Consider the following 19,473-nt stretch of genomic DNA (forward strand, 5'->3'; position numbering starts at 1 on the left):
GTAAAATGAATTGTATAATAAGTTAAACAAGGTATAAGCTAAATGTTAATCATGTATATGTTTATTTTATCATTTAAGAAAGAATAGTAATATGAGTAAGAAAAAAGATTCTAATCGAACAGAAGCTTCAATAATATACTTTAGTGTTGCTGCTGCAGCCTTAAGTTTATTAGCTATATCCCCCCAAACAACCAAAGCAGACGAAATAGTGCCTTCATCGACTTCTGTAACAAAATCGCCGACCACAACAGGTCAAAACAATAACAAAGATAATCTTGCTATCGCTAAAACTGATACCAAGCAGGAAGTTATTTCTCCAAAAAACTTGCCACCTAAAGATTCAGAACTGCATACTCAAAGTGCCACTAGTTTCAAGTGGGGCAATCTCGATGTTAGCTACAATAATCATGTCATTACCATCCCAAGTGGCAGTGTGGATCAACCGGGGTCTTTAGCTCACATTAACGGCATTAATAGTGACGATGTGCAAGAAGTTAAATTTACAGGTCAACTAAAGATTGGCTCAGCTTCTGAAATGTTTAAAGACTTAACTAATTTAACTAAAATCACTGGTTTGGAAAATCTGGATACATCTGCTACCAGTGATATGCGGTACATGTTTGCGAATTGCCAAAATTTAACCAGCATAGATGGCATTGGTGATTTACAGACTCCCAAAGTTACTAATATGCTTTATATGTTTGAAGATTGCGGTAAATTGACTAATCTGGATTTGTCCAGCTTTGATACCACCAATACACAATATGTAGAAGGTATGTTTCAAGGTTGTGAAAATTTACAGAACATTAAGTTTTCACCTGATTTCACAATAGCCAATGCAAGCAGTATGAAATTCATGTTTAGTGGGTGCTCTAGTTTAACTGCTTTAGATCTTAGTAAGTTTAATACTAGTAATGTTACCAGCATGATAAGAGTTTTTGAAGATTGTTCCAGTTTAACCAAGTTAGACTTATCATCGTTTGACACCTCTAAAGTGAACGATATGATGGGAATGTTTAATAATTGTAGTAGCTTAAAAGAACTTGATCTCAGGAGTTTTATCATAGACCCTAATATTGATAAAGGTTATATGTTAGACGGACTTGCTAAATTAAACACCCTTAAACTAGGTAAAAGTACATATATTAATGAGACAAATCTTAACACTTCAGGAACTTGGGTCAATATCGGCAATGGAAAAGAAGATGCACCACAAGCAAACAATAAATATCTGTCTGAAGACTTAATTGCCCATGCCCGCGACATTCTTGGCGACACTTATATTCGACCAGGTAGTCCTATTACTGTTTCTTACTTGGATACTAGTAAAAGATCACTTACACCTGATATTAGTTTGAAGGGCAAAATTGGCGATGATTATAAGGTGACACCTAAAACAATTCCGGGATATATCGTAAAGGAAGTCCCAGATAATGCCACTGGGGTTTTCACTGATCAACAGCAGAATGTCAAATTTATTTATTCTGTTGACCCCGAATCTACCTCTACCACCACACCAATTAAAGCTGCAGATGTTACAGTCTCTTATCAAGATGAAAACGGCAATCAAATTGCACCTGAAACCATATTACAAGGTAATGTGGGTGATGGCTACACCACTGGTGCTAAGGCGATACCGGGTTATACCTTAAAAGTCAGGCCTGAAAATGCCACCAGCTTTTTTGGCACTGCACCGCAAAGCGTAACCTATACCTATGTTAAAGATGAATCTCAAGCTAATACCAGCCCTGAGCATAGCGATCAAAATAGTTCGACCAACTCGGCTAGTCAAACTCAAAGCAAGGCTAAAAATCCTCATCAAAATAAAAATAACTCTACTTCAAACGGTATTACTGAGAACTATACCATTTTTAAACCAGCTGAAAGTGATCCTGACTCCACCAAGTCAGTGCTGTTCACTGACAATGGTCGCCATGAAAAATTGCCACAAACCGGTGCCAATAAGCATTCCCAGATAACAATGCTTTTATTGGGCTTCATGGCAGTAATTGGCAGTCTATTTAGCAACTGTTTTAGCAAAAAGAAAAAAGATTGATTACAATAGTATGAAAAAGCTCCGTCAATTTACGCTGGAATTTTTTGTCTTGCATAAAAATAACTGAACCGTTTTAATTAAAGAAGAATATTTTTTAAGCAAAAGGAGTAAAAATGGGACTTAATAAACCACTTTTATTTGCGCTTAGCGATACTAAGCCAGGACCAAAAAATTTAATTACAGATGTTGCCGGTGTTACTGTCGGGCATAAAACAGTTGTTACTGATAGACTCAGAACTGGTGTTACTGTGGTCAACCCCTGCCCAGATAATATCTTCCGGGAAAAAATGCCAGCCGCTGCACACGTTATCAATGGCTTTGGCAAAAGCACAGGACTCGTTCAGGTTAACGAACTGGGCACAATTGAAACACCACTAGTTTTAACCAATACTCTCAGCGTTGGTACCGCATCAACGGCTTTAGTTAAGAGAATGTTGGCTGAAAATCCAGAAATTGGTCTTTCCACTGGCAGTGTCAATCCGATCATCATGGAGTGCAATGACAGTTCGATTAACCATATTCGCGATTTAGGTGTCACTGAAGACGATGTGAATGATGCTTTTGCAGCCGCTAGTACAGATTTTGCTGAAGGCGGAGTTGGCGGTGGCACGGGCATGCGCTGCTACGAACTTAAGGGCGGCATTGGTTCTGCTTCAAGACAAGTCGAAATTGACGGTAAGACCTTTACAATGGGCGCGCTAGTCATGTCTAATTTTGGTCTTAGTGCTGATTTGAACATTTATGGTCATGCTATTGGTAAAAAATTTGTGGATAACAAGGACACTAAGGAAAAAGGCAGTATCATCACAATAATTGCTACCGATATCCCGTTTAACTCGAGACAATTAAAACGCATTGCCAAACGCTCCGGTATCGGTATCACTCGCAGTGGCTCATTTAGCGGCAACGGTAGTGGCGAGATTACTCTAGCTTTCTCTACTGCTAACCGGGTAAGTCATTTCCCTGAACACGAGTTGAGTACAATCCAGGCAATTACTGATGACAAAATTGACCGCTACTTCAGAATTACGGTAGATATTGTGCACGAAGCCATTCTCAGTTCTTTGGCTCATGCCCAAACAACGCCCGACCGTGACGGTAAGCCAATGTTATGCCTAAAAGACGCCCTCATGCAGCTTGGTGATGATAAAGAGGCACTGCAATTAATTGCAGACTTAGGTCTTTAAATTAAGCCAAAAATTACACCGCAAAGTTCTACAACTTGTAAAATAATACCAGCTATTAGGTATTAAAATTATTTGCTAATGATGTAGTTCATGAAGTAACCAAATAAAAGCCGTATTTGAATTTAAACTCAAATACGACTTTTTTTATTTGTCCAATACGATATTTTCGTCAAATAAGTCGGCTGTTTCTTTTTGTAAATGGTGTGTTACTAAAACAATGGTTTTATTCTTCAGCGTTAAAATCAGTTTTTCTAACGAAATGCTGGCAGCCTTGTCTAATGACGAGGTCGCCTCATCAAAAAGATATACGGGCGTATCACGCAAAAGCGCTCGTGCAAGCGCAATTCTCTGCTTCTGCCCACCAGATAGATTAGTCCCCTGGTTTGCCAGTATCGTGTTGATACCAGCAGGTAAATGAGCAATTATTTGATCAATGCCACACGCTGTAATGACCTGTTTTAGCTTTGCAGGAGCAACCTCTTGCCCCAAAGTTAAATTCCACTTTAAACTAGCCGTAAAAATATAGGGTGTTTGTTCGACATAAGAAATTATTTGATGCAGCTGAGTGTCAGAAATTTTAGCATAGTCTATGCCACCCAATTTGATCGTACCGGTATAATTTTATAACAAGCCACTAATAATATTAAGCAGCGTTGATTTACCTGCAGCTGAATCACCGAGTAAGAGGTATTTTTTCCCTTCTGCAATAGTCAAATTCAGGTTATCTAAAATTGGTTGCCTCTTTTCCTTATAAGTATACGAAAGGTTCTTAATTTGAATATGTTTAGCAGAAATTTCTTGCTTCTGTTCAGGCTGCGTGGTCGTTTTAATATTTGCCAGCTTATCCATAATTGGTTTAAGTGATTTAAATTCCTGCCAATTAAAGCTGATGCCACTCAATTCGGCAAAAATTGTACCGGCAAAATATTGCGCGCCGCTTATAGTTCCCACTGGAGTAAGATGCCGCAAAATTAAATAACCGCTTTGAGCTAAAACAATCACTTGACTTAAATAGGCAATGCAATTGGTAAAGGCTTGGGTAAAGCCAGCCGCCTTAACGTAATCAACAGCATTTTTTCGGACATCTGCAGATCCTTGATTAATTCTTTTAACAATTACTTGTGGTAAATTTGCTAAAAATAAGGTATTGAAGCCATTCAGGACATCATTAATTTTATTAACCAACCGTTCTTGCGCATGGGAGAGTTCAAGTGAACGTTTAGATAACCATTTTGAAAACAAATTAGGCACTACCGCCATAATTGTAGTTAAGATAACAACAGTAGCAAGTAAACTGACCTGAAAATACGCTAAAGTGACTGCTCCCAACAAGATTTCGCTAATTTGTTGTACAATCATCATCAAATCGTTGACACCAAATTCATTGATCGTATTAATATCATTGGTTAGCCATGAGGCGTAGGTAGCAGTGGTTTGCTGATGAAAAGACTGATAATCCGACTGTGACAACTTTTGGGCCACATCCTGCCGAATCAGCAGATCAATTTGCTGCTTCAATTTTGTTTGATTGACCGAAATTAAATAGGTAAAGTTCGCGTACATGACATAGGCAGCAGCCATAATTGTGACCCAAATAAAAAACAGTTGGGCATGCAGTTTGGTGACCTGAGTTAGGGCATTTGCACTAGCAATTCCTGCAAGTGTTGAAAAGCCGGAATTAATAACAGTTAGGGCAATTACTATACTAAATTGCCACTTAGCTCTTTTAAAATATTTGAATAAGGGCATATTCCTCCTAAAACTTATTTTTTATTAATGTTTTCAATTAATAATATGATCTTTTTCATTTTTATTCAATTTTATTTAGCATAAATGGTTTAATTGCAAATGTTTACTGCAGTGCTATTATTAAAACATGTATTAAACAATTGGACGTATAAATTAATATTAGATTAATAAATATTGTAAAGTGAGCTGTCAAAGAAGCACTTAAAAATGGTAAAATCACCCAAGAGCATTACGACAACTTTCTCAAGTATCAAAATAAAATTAATACTCAAAAAAAGTATTAATATCATCATGTATCATAAACAACGCCTTAAAAATTGTTTTCAATAATTAGCAAAAGATTCTCAGAAAATATTTTCTGGGAACCTTTTTAGTTATATTTGTACTAGGTCGTTTTTCTTTTCACTAATGAAACCGGAATAGTAAATTTATGTTCTAAAATGTCTTCTCTTTTCAGTATTTTTAATAAATTGGTAGATGAAACCCGGGCAATCTCTGAAGTATTCTGCCTAATTGTGGTTAATTGCAGCTTGCTGGCCACTGGGGTATCGTCAAAACCAACTATACTCAATTGCTCCGGTACTCTAATCCCCTCACCTATTGCGGCCTGATAAATATAACTTGCCACATTATCATTGATGGCAAAAATACCCAGTTTTTGATGTTCTTTAAGTAGCTTTTTTATCTGCTTAAATATTTTATCTTTGACTAGATAAATCTCGTCTGAATTAGTTTTAGAATTAATAATTATTGGTTTATTTATGCCGCGGCTTTTGACCGTTTGCGTGAAACCCAGAATACGGCTCTTATTACTGGAAAATTCATTATTTTTGTTTGTAAGCATAATAGGATAACAACCTCTATCAACCAAATGGTTAGCGGCTATCACTGCACCCGCGTAATTGTCAGAAGAAGCTGTAATTGTGTTGTTACTTAGTTTGGGTGACCGATCTATAAATACCGTAGGTAAATCTGCCCGGTTTTTGCTTATTGCTCTTTGAGTAGAGATAACCACTAGCCCATCAACTATATGATTACTCAACTTCGCGATATATTTTTCTTCTATTTCCGCATTTCTTTCTGTATTGCACACAATAGTTAAATAATCTTTTTCAAAAAAATATTGCTCACATTTTTTTACTATAGCAGCATAATAAGCGTTAGTAATATCGGGTACCAAAATACCAATTATTGCAAGGCTACCCTTACGCATCCCTTTAGCAATTATATTCTGTGAATAGTGATTTTCCTTAGCTATTTTTAAAATTTTATCCCTGGTTTGATCAGAAAACCTGCCCGTATTATTTAACACTCGCGAAACTGTTGAAACTGAAAAGCCACTTAAACGAGCAATATCTTTAATTGATTTTACTGCCATTCTGCAATTTATCCTAATTTAAATTCTATTTTTATTTTTCCAATTTTACTTTACATCTTGTCAACAACATTATACAATAAAAATGTAGTTAGCGGAAACGCTTGCATTAATTAACTTTAAGGCCTTTAAATTAGGCCTATAATTTTTACTGTTTGCGCAAACGTTACCGCATTTTTTGTTATCAAAGCAGGAGGAGAAAAAGCGTGAAAATTAACGATTTAAATGTGCAAATTTATGCTGACGGTGCTGTAATCAGTGACATGGTTAAGGCCAAAGAAAGTGGTGTAGTTAAAGGATTTACTACTAACCCCTCATTAATGAAAAAAGCCGGCGTCACTGACTATCTTAGTTTTGCTAAAGAAGTATTAGCAAAAGTAACTGGTCTGCCTATTTCATTTGAGGTTTTCAGCGATGATTTTGACACAATGGCCAAGGAAGCTCGAAAAATTTCAGCTTTAGGCGAGAACGTTTTTGTAAAAATACCAATTACCAATACCAAAGGTGAATCTTCTGTGCCTTTAATTAAGAAATTATCCGCGGAAGGAATTAAGTTAAACGTTACCGCAATGTTTACATTAGAGCAGACTAAAGATGTATTAGCGGCATTAAAACCCGGCTCGCAGAATATTCTCTCAATTTTTGCCGGTCGTTTGGCAGATACTGGCATCGATCCAATGCCGTTAATGAAAGAAGCGGCAAAACTGTGTCATGAAAATGGTAATGGCTGGCTGTTGTGGGCAAGCTGCCGCGAAGTACTTAATATTTTTCAAGCCGAAGAATGTGGCTGTGACATTATTACGTGCACCGCACCCGTTATTGCCAAATTCCCACTAATTGGAACTTCTCCTAAAGAGCGTTCCTTACAGACAGTCCAAGACTTTAACAAGGATGTTAAAGCGCTGGGATTCTCCATTTTATAAGCTACTGAAAATAAGAAAGTTGAGGCGTTAAAATGTTTTTATCTGCGTTGTTAGTAGCTTTACTCGCTATTATTTCCCAATGGTGGTTTTTTGCCCCAATAACAAGATGTTTAACTTATCCATTGACCACCGGCCTTTTAGTAGGTATTTTTATGGGTAATCCAATGCTGGGAATGCTATCCGGTGCCACTATCCAGCTGGTTTATCTGGGCTGGATCAATACTGGTGGTGTAATGCCGAGTAACACTATGGTTGCCGGTATTTTCGGTACCGCATTAACCATCCTTTCCGGAGCAAATCCTAAATTAGCAGTTACCTTTGCTGTACCTTTCTCATTAATCGGACTTCTAATGGTAGAAATCTACCAAAGCGTTAACTCATTTTGGGTTCACAGAGCTGATGCCGAATTGGCTAAGGGCAATGTTAAAGCTATCAGGTTCTTAAATTATGTACCTTCATTCATTGTGTCACTGATTGTCTACGGTATTCCTGCCTTTTGTCTAGTATATTTTGGCAAAGGTTGGGCACAAAGCATGTTACGCATGATTCCTAAGAGCTTAACCACTGCACTTGAAGTCGTTGGTGCCATCATGCCTGCTCTAGGTATCGCAATGTTACTTAATTACTTAGGTAAGAAATCACTAGTACCATACTTCTTTATTGGTTTCTTCTTGACCGCTTATCTTAAACTGCAAATTATGGCTGTTGCTATTTTCGCGGGTTTATTAGCCTACCTACTTTACATCAATGAAAAGTTCAGAACTACCGCTACTAATGCTGCACCGGCAAAGAAAAAGGTTAATAGACTAACTTTGCAAAATAGAACAGGAGCACCACAAACTGTAACTCCTGCTGCAGCTGATAGTACTAGTATTGCTCAAGACATTTCCCCATTAAACTATAAAATTAAATTGACCCATAGCGACTTAGTTAAAACTTGGCTATGGGAGCAATCAGACGAGGCCTGCTATAACTATGAAAGGCTGCAGGCTTTGGGTTTAACCAACATGATGATCTACCCTATCAGAAAATTATATCCGCAAAACAAACAGGCAGACGAACTTAAAAAGTACATGGTATTCTTTAACACTGAACCACACATGGTTGGACCTGTTATTCACGGTATTGCACTTTCGATGGAAGAAGCACGTGCAAACGGTGCGAATGTGAGCGCTGAGGATATTAACGGTGTTCGTACAGGATTAATGGGACCCGCAGCAGGTATTGGTGACACAGTACAGCAGGGTATAATCTTCCCAATTTTGGCAAGTATTGGAGCCACTATGGCACTAGAGCGTAATTACTTTGGTCCAATTATGTTCACTGTCGTATTCGAATTGATCATCTATTCTATTGGTTATTTGATGTTTATGTATGGTTATAAAAAAGGTAAGGCTTCAGTTGTATCCATTCTAAAGAGTGGCTTGCTTGATAAAGTCACAAATGCGTTTTCAATTGTAGGTTTAATGGTTGTCGGCACTATGGCAGCCACGAGAGTAACAATTAAAACACCATTAATTTGGCATGTAGGTCAAAGCGTAATTAAGATGCAGTCCTTATTTAATCAGTTAGCACCCGGTTTAATTCCACTATTAATTACTCTGTTAGTATGGTGGCTTTTAAGAAAGAAAGTTAACGCAAGTATTATTGTTGTCGGCATTTTTGTAATAGGTATTTTATGTTCTTACTTGGGCATCTTGGCAACTATTTAAAGGAGAATTAATTTGATACAAATTATTTTAGCTAGTCATGGTCAATTTTGTTTAGGGTTGAAACAGACCGTGGAAATGATTGCCGGAAAAACAGACTACTTGGAAACAATTTCTTTTAAACCCGGTCAAGATCCTGATAATTATAGGGATAATTTTGAACAAGTACTAAAATCGCAAAATGACCAACCTACATTAGTACTGGTAGATTTAAAGGGTGGTACGCCTTTTAATACGGCAATGTATTTAAAACAAAAATATAATTTAGAAATAGTTACTGGGGTTAATGTGCCTATGCTTTTAAGCATTGTTACTAGTAGAACAGCAAAAAGTTCGATTAGCGATTTGCTCAATATCTGTTTAAATAATGAAAACTGGGGTATTCAAAATAGTAAATTAGGAGGAACACATCATGCAAAACTTAGTCTTAACTAGAATTGATGACCGTTTAATTCATGGTCAAGTCATGACCAAGTGGCTCAAAGAAACCGGAGCACAAAACGTTGTTATTGTGGATGACGCAACATCAAATAATGACTTTATGATCAACGTTTTTGAGCAGGCGGTACCCGAAGATATTGGTATTGGCATATTTAATAAAGAAGACGGCGTCACATTCTTTTCACAACCACTGGAAGCTCCGACCATTATCTTGGTTAAGGTTCCTGAAACTATCGAATATATGGTTGATCATGGTATTGACATTACAGACGTTGACTTGGGAGGTATGGGAGCAAAAGATGGTCGCAGCACCCTATACCAATACATCTCTACCAGCCCGGCAGAAGACGAATGCTTCGAGCGTTTACTAAATAAAGGCGTAAATGTTTACGTGCAAATAGTACCGCAAAACGAAAAACAGCCAATAAAGCCATTGCTCACTAAAAAAGATAAATAAATTACTTTATTACTTTTGCTAATAATTAAGAGGACCAGTTTTCATCATTTTGAGTAAAACTGGTCCTCTTAGTATATTTACAGCAACATTAAATTGACTATTCTGCCAGCTCTTGACGATAAAGCTGAGCAGTTTTAGAATCAAACGCACACATAATAATCTTCATTTGATAGTCGGCGTTCTGTTCCAGCCAATTTTTGACAGCCGCAAAAGCAATGTGAGCTGCCCGTGATGCAGGAAAACCATAAGCTCCCGTAGAAATGGCGGGAAAAGCAATACTGTGTAATCCGCGGCTTTTAGCTAAATTTAAAGAATTTAAATAGCAGTTTCTTAGTAACTCATCGTCTTGGTTAGAACCTGAATAAATGGGGCCCACAGTATGAATGACATACTTTGCCGGTAATTGATAACCATTAGTAATTTTAGCTTGTCCGGTCTCGCAACCATGCAATTGACGACATTCAGCTAATAATTTGGGTCCTGCCGCACGGTGAATTGCACCATCAACGCCTAAGCCGCCAAGAAGCGATTTATTTGCGGCATTGACAATTGCATCGATAGTTAATTTGGTAATGTCACCCTGAACGATTTTGAGATTTTCCATGATTTTAGCCTCTTTTTATTCTATTCTAAACCTAAAGCTATTTTTGCCCAAACAAAAATGCGATCACATTGTGGTCGCATTTTATGCATTCAACTTCATTTTCTTTAACGTTTTTCAGTTAAAAGTAAGACTTGGTACGGTTTTCTTGGAAGATGAAATTTGTCTTTGTTAGTAATTTCAGCCGCAAAGTCTTGTGTTGTTTCTGCCCAAGCGTTAATTAATTTGGCAGTATATTTCTTGTTTTCAGGTAAAAAGTCCAAGATAACAAATTCAGACCCATTGTCGCCAAAGTAAACCAGCCATTTATCTTCTTTAGGATTTGAACCAACCGCATAATCCCAGTGGGGACCGGATGTAGCTTGAGGCTTTACCCAGCTAAAACCGTTATCTTGGAGCAAATCATTTAAGAAATTAATTTTCTTTTGACTTTCTCCGTATAATTTACCTCCATGTGCCCACCAGATCGGTCGGTCAGTATTAGGCTTGTCAATATAAGTTTCGCCGTGTGTACAACCTCCACCACGCAAGATGACCCGCCAGAAGCTGTCCATCATTCCTTGAGCCGTATTATCACCCCAGCCAAATTCAATATTGCCTTCATAGCGACATTCATCAACCACTACCGGCTTTTGGTATTCAGCAATCCATTTAGGCACCATGAATAAATTATCAGTTTGGATACTTAAGTGCGTGATCCACGGCTTAGTATGATCATACCAATTTTTAATTGTGTCTTTATGCTGAGGGGGATCATAAAAGTTATGGATTGATTCCAAGTGGTTAGACGGATCTTTTTCACAAACATACTGTCCGATTACATCCCAATCTTTTAGCGGAATTTGTCCACACATATCCATTAAATCGTACTCATTGGCTAACGACCACCAAACATTCTTATACGATGCCAAACGGGCAACTATATATTTTACATATTCTAAGTTATTCTTCAGCCCCATACGGGCAAAGCCCCAGCGGTCATAGGGGCTGAATAAAATCAGATCAGCTTCTATTCCCAGCTCATCCAGCTTGTCAATATTATTCTCCAGGTTTTGGAAGTACTGGGGCACTGGACGGGTAAAATCAAAGCCTGTATTGGCACCATCAAAGACCCAATCAGTTCCTCCGCGCTTAACATTAGGCTGACCTGCGAATGGATAAATTTCCGGTTCATTATTGTTATAGTCATAGCTTTTCGGAAAAACCAGCATCCTAATTTTATTGAAACTATTCTCCTTTAAAGTTTGAATAGTCTGCTTTTGGATATTTGCTGGTTGAACAGTCCAAGCATAAGCTGTAGTGCCAAACGGAATAAAACCTGTGCCGTCCGCATAGGCGAAATGAGTTTTACCGGCAACCCGAACCGGACCATGATTATTGCCTTCAGCGTTTGCAACTGTAAAATGAATCTCTTTTTTATCAAGAGCAGGTATATTAGAAGCTGTAGTCAGGGTATATTCGCCCACTTGTTCCGGCATATACCTAATCTTGTAAATACCATTGCCATCATAAAAACCGTCAACGGTGACAAAGTGATTGTTATGGTTGATCGTTCCAGTCAAGTTGACATCTCTAAACGGATTACCATTTTTTGGTCCATCTAGGGCTAATTCATATCTGTGCCACTTTTCAATTGTCGTCATTTTAAATAACTCCCCTCTTTAAGCTACGCCACATTTCTAGCTTTATTACTGCCTTTTTTACTTCTAAGAATTGCCATTATTACAAAGACAACTGCTATTATGCCTAATATACCTGCACTAATCTTCATTTGATCAACTGCCGTACTTAAGCCCGTTATTTTGCATAAGATCGAAATAACATAAGGAGAAGCAAATGCACCTAAATTATTACAGACTTGCGCAATTGAAATAATCATATTACTGATTGAGCCGTCAACTTCTCCCAAGATTGTGTCATAAACATAAGGGATAATTAAGTTGGCAATCATCATTAATAGTAAACCGATAAAGAAAATAGCCATATTGCCTGCTTTTGAGCAAACAATAAAACCAACCGCACCACAGGCAACTGCTACTGCCGGGGTAAAGTGCTTTAACATCTTAAAGATTTTGGAATATGCCATAGAAATCACTGCGCCAATTAGGCCCGCGATTGCGATTTCTGTAGAAAGTGCACCCTGATTGGCAAGATGATTCTGTTCAATAACTAAAGCCGAAGCTGTAGCTTCAACCATAAAAGCTGAAAAGAATAGAAACAGCATCAAAAAGGCAACATATATTAAACCGGGTATTTTAACGTGCTTTTTCGTTTGGGTATTATTCACTGCAGCACTTTGCCCTTCAACAGTCGTTTCCTGCTCCATTTTTGGTGTGTAACCCATCATAAAGAGAACTAAGAATGGAATTATAATTAAAAAGTACAAGAAGGTTGCTTGCCATTTGATCCCCAAAAGCAAGCCGGAAACAAAGGTCATCGAGCTGTTACCCAGAGTCCCCATAGCTCCTTGAATACCAATTAAAGTCTTCTGTTCTTCACCGCTAAAGCAGTCGCCAATTAAAGAAACGGCAAGAGATGTAAACAGCCCTATACCTGCTCCAACCAGCAAACGGCTAATCACAATAATAGTAAAATTATTAACAAAAAACGGAATAATACCACCAATTACAGCTACAATCATGCCTATGATTACGGTATTTCTTTTACCAAACCACTTAATGACAGCATTGCTGAACAAGATGAACAACATGATTGTGAATGATGGAATAGTAAATAATGCCTGCACCGAAGTCACAGATTCATGGGGAAAAGATTTGGCAATTAGAGGTATCGCCGCCAGGTTAGAACCAGCAACCTGCAAAAAAAGTGAGATCCCCAAAATTCCTACTTTGAGTTTCCAGTTACCCTTATTTTTCTCCCGCAAATTTTCAACGTTCATAATTAAACTCCTTTCTAAAGTATTAGGTTTGACGTTGATTTACATTTTTATATTATCTTGTAACCGGTTACAAAGCAATAGCGATTTACTTAACTATGACTAAAATAGTATAAATTAATTTATGAGTTATAATAAAAATGTAACCCATTACAGTAATTAAAAAAGGATCAATCATGTCTACTATTAAAGATGTAGCTAAATTAGCCGGAGTTTCTGTAGCTACTGTTTCTCGAATTATTAATGATTCGCCTAACGTCAGCCCTGCTACTAGAAAAAAAGTCGAACGAGTTATCAAAGAAATAAATTATCAGCCTAATCAAGTAGCACGAACTTTATACCAAAAAAAATCGCGGATGATTGGCATCATCATCCCCGACCTAAACAACCGTTTTTATGCCCAAATTATTGACGGCATTCAATCTGTTCTGCAAAAAAAAGGCTATTCTGCGCTAATTTCTTTTAGTGCCAATTCAAATAAAAAAAACTATTTGAATTTTATTAACGAGTTCCAAAAAAATAATATTGACGGCATTATCACTGCCGCTTTTGATATGCCAGCTACTTTAAACCTGGCAACACCTCTTGTAATGTATGATAGCGCTAATATTGATGATAATGTTGCCCGCATAGTTTCAGACAACATCAAAGGTGGCAAAGACTGTATTTCTCTATTGCAAAATCAGGCAACTAGGGTAATGATTCAGCATTGGCCGCTGAGATTGCCAACAGTAAGGGAAAGAGTAGAGTCACTAGTTAACGAGCTAAACAAGCTTAATATTCCCTACATGCTTAAAAAGGTTTCCGAAACCGATCCTGAGAAAGCTGCGCAAGAAGTCTTAAAGAAAAGCAATCGGTTTGACGCTGTAATTGCAGTTAATGATATCTATGCTGCGGAAATTATTAAGGAAGCTCAACGGCGTAATCTTAAAATCCCAGCTGATTTTCAACTTATAGGCTATGATAATAACGTGCTATGCGAATATACTACGCCTACAATTTCTACAATTGATCAACAGCCAAAATTGATTGGTCAAACTGCAGCAAAGCGATTATTAGATTTAATCAATGGAAAGAAATCTAGCCAAAATAGTATTATTAACGTCATTCCTATTAAGAGAAATTCGACATATTAAATAAAATAGGAGCTTAAAGTTAGACTTTAAGTTCCTATTCGTTTTTATTAATAATCTATCAACAATTGGTTTTATTATTTGTTGTAAACTTGCTTCTTAAATGAAGCTACATTATTCTTAGTAATAATCTTGACTGCTACCTTGTCGTTCTTAGGAACCTTCTTATTCTGGTAGTGATCGTAAACCTTTTGGACAGATTCTTGACCTATCTTATTCCATTGCTGACCAACAGTAGCCGTAATTTGACCCTTTTGAATTAAATTCAAGCTGGCAAGAGTACCATCAAAACCAATGATAGTTATTTTCTTGTTAGCAGCTTTAACAGCTCGAGCTGCACCAACTGCTTCTTCGTCGTTTTGGGCAAAAATACCTTTAATATCGCTATGAGCTTGTAAAATGTTTTCGGTAACGGTCAGGGCCTTGGCACGGTCAAACTGAGCGGTCTGCTTAGTCACAATATTTAATTTCTTATCACCAATACTATCAAAACCTTTACCACGTTCACGTGTGGCAGAAGCTCCAGGAATTCCTTGAATTTCAGCAATTTTAGCATTTTCGCCTAATTTTTCAATTAACCAATTAGCAGCTTTTTTACCTCCGGCAATATTGTCAGAAGCAACTGTTGAAACTACTTTACCGGAGTCAGCACTACGGTCAACACAGATTACAGGAATTTTAGCATCATTAGCTTTTTTAACTACTGTAGAAATAGCTGAAGAATCACAAGGGTTGATAATTAAGGCATCTACCTTTTGTGTGATTAAATCTTCAACGTCGTTATTTTGCTTTGAAGTATCATTATTTGCGTCATCGATGATGACTTTTGAACCATGCTTTTTAGCATAGTCACTAATAACATTCTTTAAATTAACAAATGCGGGGTTAGTCAATGTTGAGATAGACACACCAATTTTTAAATCTTTTGGTGCCTTCTTTTCTACTTTAGAAGACGAACCCGAACTGTTGCTTAAGCCTGTGGAACCACAGCCCGCAAGTATTCCCCCTGCTAAAAGCAAGACAGAAGCTGCAGTAGCAATTTTCATCAATCGTTTGGAAAAATTTTTAATATTCATCATTATTTCTCCTCTAAAAATAATTTTATTCCCTGTTCTTTTGTGTTTGGGAATCAATCATAACCGCAATTAAAATTACGACACCTTTAACAATTTGTTGATAGAAACTATTAATCCCGAGTAAATTCATACCATTGCTTAAAGAAGCAATTAACAAAGCACCCACGAGAGTCCCTGCCATTCTTCCTTTACCGCCCATCAGGCTGGCACCACCAATAACAGTGGAAGCAATAGCGTCCATTTCATAAGACATACCTGCATCGGGCTGGGCTGAGCCTAATCTTGAAGTTAGTATAAAGCCAGCCAAAGCCGCAAATAAACCAGAAATCGTGTAGATAATAATCAATAATTTCTTAGTTTTAACACCAGCCACAAACGCAGCTTTTTCGTTGCCGCCTAACGCGAAGGTCTTACGACCAAAAGCAGTTTTATGAAGTAGAACGTAGCAAATAATAAATGCAATCAGAGTAATAATTACTGGAAATGGAATACCAAATAAATAGCCTTGCCCTACAAATTGGAAGAAAAAGCTGGTATTCATTTTACCGCCAGTAATAGGATTGCCACCTGTGAAGACATATGTGGCACCGCGCCAAATAGTCATAGTAGCCAAGGTGGCAATAAAGGGGGTAACTTTGCCCCAGGTGATGAATACACCATTGAGTGCCCCCAATAAAGCTCCGATTGCAAGGCCAATTAATGCGGCAAGCCAAGCAGGTGTGCCTCCTAGAATCAAGCTGGCACTGATAGCACCTGTAAAAGCCAAAATAGAACCGACAGATAAATCAATACCGGAAGTAAGAATAACAAATGTCATTCCAAAGGCGATTAGAGCGTTGACCGATGCTTGACGAAGCAAATTTAATAAGTTATTTGGCGCAATAAATTGAGGGTTTAAAACTGTAATAATAATTACTAAAATTATTAAAGCCACGAGCGCCATGTATTTCGTAAAATCAAATTTCTTTTTTGTTGTTTTTGCCTTGTCCATTCTACTTTCCTCCTGTAGCTAATTTCATCACTTGTTCTTGAGTTGCACCTTGGGCATTAATGACGCCCATTTGTTTACCTTCATATAGCACTTCAATACGATCACTCATACTAAGAACTTCAGGCAGGTCACTAGAAATCATTATGATGGCTACGTGTCTGTCGGTTAACTGATTCATCAGTTCATAAATTTCTTTCTTGGCACCTACGTCAACTCCACGAGTTGGTTCATCCAAAATTAAAATCTTGGAGCCGCTGCCAACCCATTTAGCTAAAACAACCTTTTGCTGGTTACCGCCTGACAAGCTGCCGGCCGTTACTTGCGCATTATTAGCCTTCACTGTTAGCCGCTTAGTCAGCATATCAGCAAATTTATCCTCTGCTTTTTTGTCAATAATGCCATGCTTACGGAAAGTATCAATACTTGGCAGGGCAATATTATCTTCTAAAGATTGTTCAGTAATCAGACCCTCATTTTTTCTATCTTCAGTTAAAAAGCCAATGCCCTTTTTAATGGAGACGCTGGGACTGGTTAGTTTTGTTTCCTTGCCAGCGACATAGATTTTACCGGAGCTTAATTTGTCAATTCCAAATAAGGCTCTCATGGTTTCCGTTCTGCCAGCTCCCATCAAGCCGGAAAATCCTAAAATTTCTCCTTCGTGGACTTCAAAACTGATATCGTGAAACTTTTCTCCTGATAAATGTTCAGCTTTTAATGCCACTTCTCCCAAATGCGGGTGGCGGCCAGGGTAATAGTCACCAATGTCACGCCCTACCATGTCGTGAACAATTTGATTTTCGGCAACGTCTTTGGTCTGATAAGTGTTGACTGATAAGCCATCACGCATAACTGTTACCCGGTCACATATTTGCCAAAGTTCTTCCATTCTGTGCGAGATGTAAATAAAGCCGACGTTATTGGACTTTAATTCTCTAATTGTTTTGAATAAAATAGCAGTTTCATTCTCAGTCAGTGCGGCAGTAGGCTCGTCCATAATAATTATTTTGGCGTTAATCATCAGAGACTTAGCTATTTCCACCATTTGCTGCTGACCTACAGTCAAGTCGCCCATTTTACTGTCAACATCAATGTCTGAACCCAAATTCACCAAATATTGCTGGGCTTCTTTTCTCATTTTCTTTTGATCAACTAGGCCCAGCTTAGTTTTAATTTCTTTATTCAAAAACATATTATCGACAACGCTCATTTCGGCAAAGTTGTTCATTTCTTGGTGAATAAAACTAATGCCATGATGTTCCGCGTCTAATGCGCTGGCGTAGGTAGTGTCGTGGTCATCAACTTTAATTGAACCCGCGTCTTTTCTTAGTAAGCCAGTTAAAATATTCATTAAAGTAGACTTGCCGGCGCCGTTTTCGCCCATTAACGCATGGACTTCGCCAGAATGAACGTCAAAATCCACGCCCCGTAAAACTTTATTGGTTCCAAAAGATTTTTCAATCCCTTTCATTTCAATTTTCATGAAAAGGCTCACCTCCTAAAAAATCACACCACTTTCGAGAATTACGTTTGAGAAAGGCGTCTCTTCTCCTGTTCGAATAAAAGCTTTTGCCCTGCGTAAATCCTGCTTTAATTCACTGTGAGGAATAAACTCAATTTCAACGTTTGGCAAAATTGCTTTAATGTTTTCTAACTGCTGTGGGTTCTGTTTCTTAATTTCCTCAGCAACATAAACTTTTTGCACAGCCAATTCTTTAAGAACTTCTTTTAAAACTTGCGTAAATGAGGGAAGGTTGGCAGAAACTGCCAAATCAATTTTTTCTGTTTCTGGCGGTACGGGCGTACCCGCATCACCAATTCCTAGCCAATCCATGTGCCCCATATCAGCCACGACACGAGAGATATTAGAATTTAAAATACCTGTTTTCTTCATATTAATCTTCTTAATCTTCCTTTCCGTACACCTGCTCAACCTTTTCTCTGGTAGGAATTGAAGGTTGCGCACCCATAACTTCAATGGTGATTGATGAAGCTTTTTGACCATAATCAATCGCTTCAAAAATATTTGAAAAATCCGGTTTTAATATGGATGCCATTGCACCAACGAAAGTATCTCCGGCTCCCGTAGTATCTACTACATGGACTTTGTGTGCAGGAACTAATTGGCTGATAGAGCCAATCGAACAGTGTACTCCGCGCGAACCTAAAGTAATTAATGTTACTTTTACTCCCTTTTTCTTAAAGTACATATCTGTTTCGTGCATTGCATTTTGGTCTTTGACTTTGATGCCTGTAATAAAGGCACTTTCTGTTTCGTTAGGAGTAATAATGTCCGTTAATTCCAATAGTTCATCACTAATTTTTGCAGCTGGAGCAGGATTTAAAATAGTTATCACGTCATGTTTTTTAGCAATCTTAAAAGCCTCAAGAGTTGCTTTAATTGGCGTTTCAAACTGCGCAATAATGTACTGAGACTTTGCAATCACATCTTCTGCTTTAACTATCTGCTTATGACTAATTAAACTGTTAGCTCCGGCATAAACCAAAATACTATTTTGCCCATTCTTATCAAGCAAAATTGTAGCCGCCCCTGTTTGCTCGTTTTCTTTAACTTCGACGTTAGCTAAATCAATGTTTTCCTTGCCCATTGTTTCTAGCATGAATTTTCCTGCAGTATCGTTGCCTACTGCGCCGATAAAATGAACAGTAGCACCGCTACGCTGTGCAGCCACTGCTTGATTAGCTCCTTTCCCGCCACCAGCATACGTTTTCTTATTTACTTGGAGCGTTTCACCAGGTAACGGGATATGAGTAATGTGATAAGTAGTATCTAAATTGATACTGCCAAGAACCGAGATATTAATACTCATGTTTTCCCCCTCTCACTAAAAACAAGTATTAAGCTTTATCTGACTTAAGGC

General features: G+C 37.8%; 16 protein-coding genes and 1 pseudogene. 7 read left to right on the plus strand and 10 right to left on the minus strand.

Annotated elements, in window-relative coordinates; genetic code table 11:
• Positions 1-91 precede the first annotated feature (91 nt).
• Complete coding sequence (locus DLD54_RS08085) at positions 92-2,056, plus strand: MucBP domain-containing protein (RefSeq protein ID WP_109918877.1); 1,965 nt, start codon at positions 92-94, stop codon at positions 2,054-2,056.
• Between the two features lie 113 nt (positions 2,057-2,169).
• Entirely contained in the window at positions 2,170-3,243 is a 1,074-nt protein-coding gene (locus DLD54_RS08090; protein WP_109918878.1) for a P1 family peptidase, read from the plus strand.
• Between the two features lie 144 nt (positions 3,244-3,387).
• Here the strand turns inward: DLD54_RS08090 and DLD54_RS08095 are convergent.
• Positions 3,388-4,992 (minus strand): annotated as a pseudogene (locus DLD54_RS08095) (ABC transporter ATP-binding protein).
• Between the two features lie 385 nt (positions 4,993-5,377).
• Entirely contained in the window at positions 5,378-6,370 is a 993-nt protein-coding gene (locus DLD54_RS08100; protein ID WP_046327736.1) for a LacI family DNA-binding transcriptional regulator, read from the minus strand.
• A gap of 209 nt (positions 6,371-6,579) precedes the next feature.
• On the opposite strand from DLD54_RS08100, the gene DLD54_RS08105 reads away from it, so the two are divergent.
• From DLD54_RS08105 to DLD54_RS08120, 4 genes are read left to right on the plus strand one after another with little or no spacing between them, the layout of a single operon-like run.
• Positions 6,580-7,290 (plus strand): transaldolase, encoded by a 711-nt coding sequence (locus DLD54_RS08105; protein WP_199692044.1) that lies wholly within the window; start codon positions 6,580-6,582, stop codon positions 7,288-7,290.
• Positions 7,291-7,322: 32 nt separating this feature from the next.
• A complete protein-coding gene (locus tag DLD54_RS08110) occupies positions 7,323-9,002 on the plus strand; it encodes a PTS system mannose/fructose/sorbose family transporter subunit IID (RefSeq protein ID WP_109918880.1) in 1,680 nt (559 codons plus the stop codon).
• 12 nt (positions 9,003-9,014) lie between these two features.
• A complete protein-coding gene (locus DLD54_RS08115; RefSeq protein WP_158593338.1) occupies positions 9,015-9,434 on the plus strand; it encodes a PTS sugar transporter subunit IIA in 420 nt (139 codons plus the stop codon).
• Entirely contained in the window at positions 9,412-9,897 is a 486-nt protein-coding gene (locus tag DLD54_RS08120) for a PTS sugar transporter subunit IIB (protein ID WP_109918882.1), read from the plus strand. The genes DLD54_RS08115 and DLD54_RS08120 overlap by 23 nt, the downstream gene beginning before the upstream one ends.
• A 97-nt stretch (positions 9,898-9,994) precedes the next feature.
• On the opposite strand, the gene DLD54_RS08125 is transcribed toward DLD54_RS08120, so the two are convergent.
• The 3 genes from DLD54_RS08125 to DLD54_RS08135 all read right to left on the minus strand — a co-directional run bounded on the left by DLD54_RS08125 (position 9,995) and on the right by DLD54_RS08135 (position 13,397).
• Positions 9,995-10,501 carry an O-acetyl-ADP-ribose deacetylase gene (locus DLD54_RS08125; RefSeq protein WP_109918883.1) on the minus strand — a complete coding sequence of 169 codons (507 nt, stop codon included), beginning with the start codon at positions 10,499-10,501 and terminating at the stop codon, positions 9,995-9,997.
• A gap of 104 nt (positions 10,502-10,605) precedes the next feature.
• The gene (locus DLD54_RS08130) at positions 10,606-12,141 is read right to left on the minus strand and encodes a DUF5060 domain-containing protein (protein WP_109918884.1); all 1,536 of its coding nucleotides are present in this window, start codon (positions 12,139-12,141) and stop codon (positions 10,606-10,608) included.
• A 23-nt stretch (positions 12,142-12,164) separates the two neighbouring features.
• Positions 12,165-13,397, minus strand: a complete 1,233-nt coding sequence (locus DLD54_RS08135) for an MFS transporter (protein WP_109918885.1) — start codon at positions 13,395-13,397, stop codon at positions 12,165-12,167.
• Between the two features lie 173 nt (positions 13,398-13,570).
• On the opposite strand from DLD54_RS08135, the gene DLD54_RS08140 reads away from it, so the two are divergent.
• The gene (locus DLD54_RS08140; protein ID WP_109918886.1) at positions 13,571-14,530 is read left to right on the plus strand and encodes a LacI family DNA-binding transcriptional regulator; all 960 of its coding nucleotides are present in this window, start codon (positions 13,571-13,573) and stop codon (positions 14,528-14,530) included.
• Positions 14,531-14,604: 74 nt separating this feature from the next.
• Here DLD54_RS08140 and DLD54_RS08145 read toward each other — a convergent pair whose 3' ends face one another.
• From DLD54_RS08145 to rbsK, 5 genes are read right to left on the minus strand one after another with little or no spacing between them, the layout of a single operon-like run.
• Complete coding sequence (locus tag DLD54_RS08145) at positions 14,605-15,597, minus strand: ABC transporter substrate binding protein (protein WP_370448321.1); 993 nt, start codon at positions 15,595-15,597, stop codon at positions 14,605-14,607.
• Positions 15,598-15,628: 31 nt separating this feature from the next.
• The gene (locus tag DLD54_RS08150) at positions 15,629-16,594 is read right to left on the minus strand and encodes an ABC transporter permease (RefSeq protein ID WP_038524535.1); all 966 of its coding nucleotides are present in this window, start codon (positions 16,592-16,594) and stop codon (positions 15,629-15,631) included.
• Position 16,595: 1 nt separating this feature from the next.
• Positions 16,596-18,074 (minus strand): sugar ABC transporter ATP-binding protein, encoded by a 1,479-nt coding sequence (locus DLD54_RS08155; RefSeq protein ID WP_109918887.1) that lies wholly within the window; start codon positions 18,072-18,074, stop codon positions 16,596-16,598.
• A 15-nt stretch (positions 18,075-18,089) separates the two neighbouring features.
• Complete coding sequence (gene rbsD / locus DLD54_RS08160; RefSeq protein WP_038524542.1) at positions 18,090-18,485, minus strand: D-ribose pyranase; 396 nt, start codon at positions 18,483-18,485, stop codon at positions 18,090-18,092.
• A gap of 10 nt (positions 18,486-18,495) precedes the next feature.
• Positions 18,496-19,422, minus strand: a complete 927-nt coding sequence (rbsK, locus tag DLD54_RS08165; RefSeq protein WP_109918888.1) for a ribokinase — start codon at positions 19,420-19,422, stop codon at positions 18,496-18,498.
• Positions 19,423-19,473: the final 51 nt, after the last annotated feature.

Source organism: Lactobacillus helsingborgensis, assembly GCF_003173695.1.
Taxonomy (GTDB): Bacteria; Bacillota; Bacilli; order Lactobacillales; family Lactobacillaceae; genus Lactobacillus; species Lactobacillus helsingborgensis.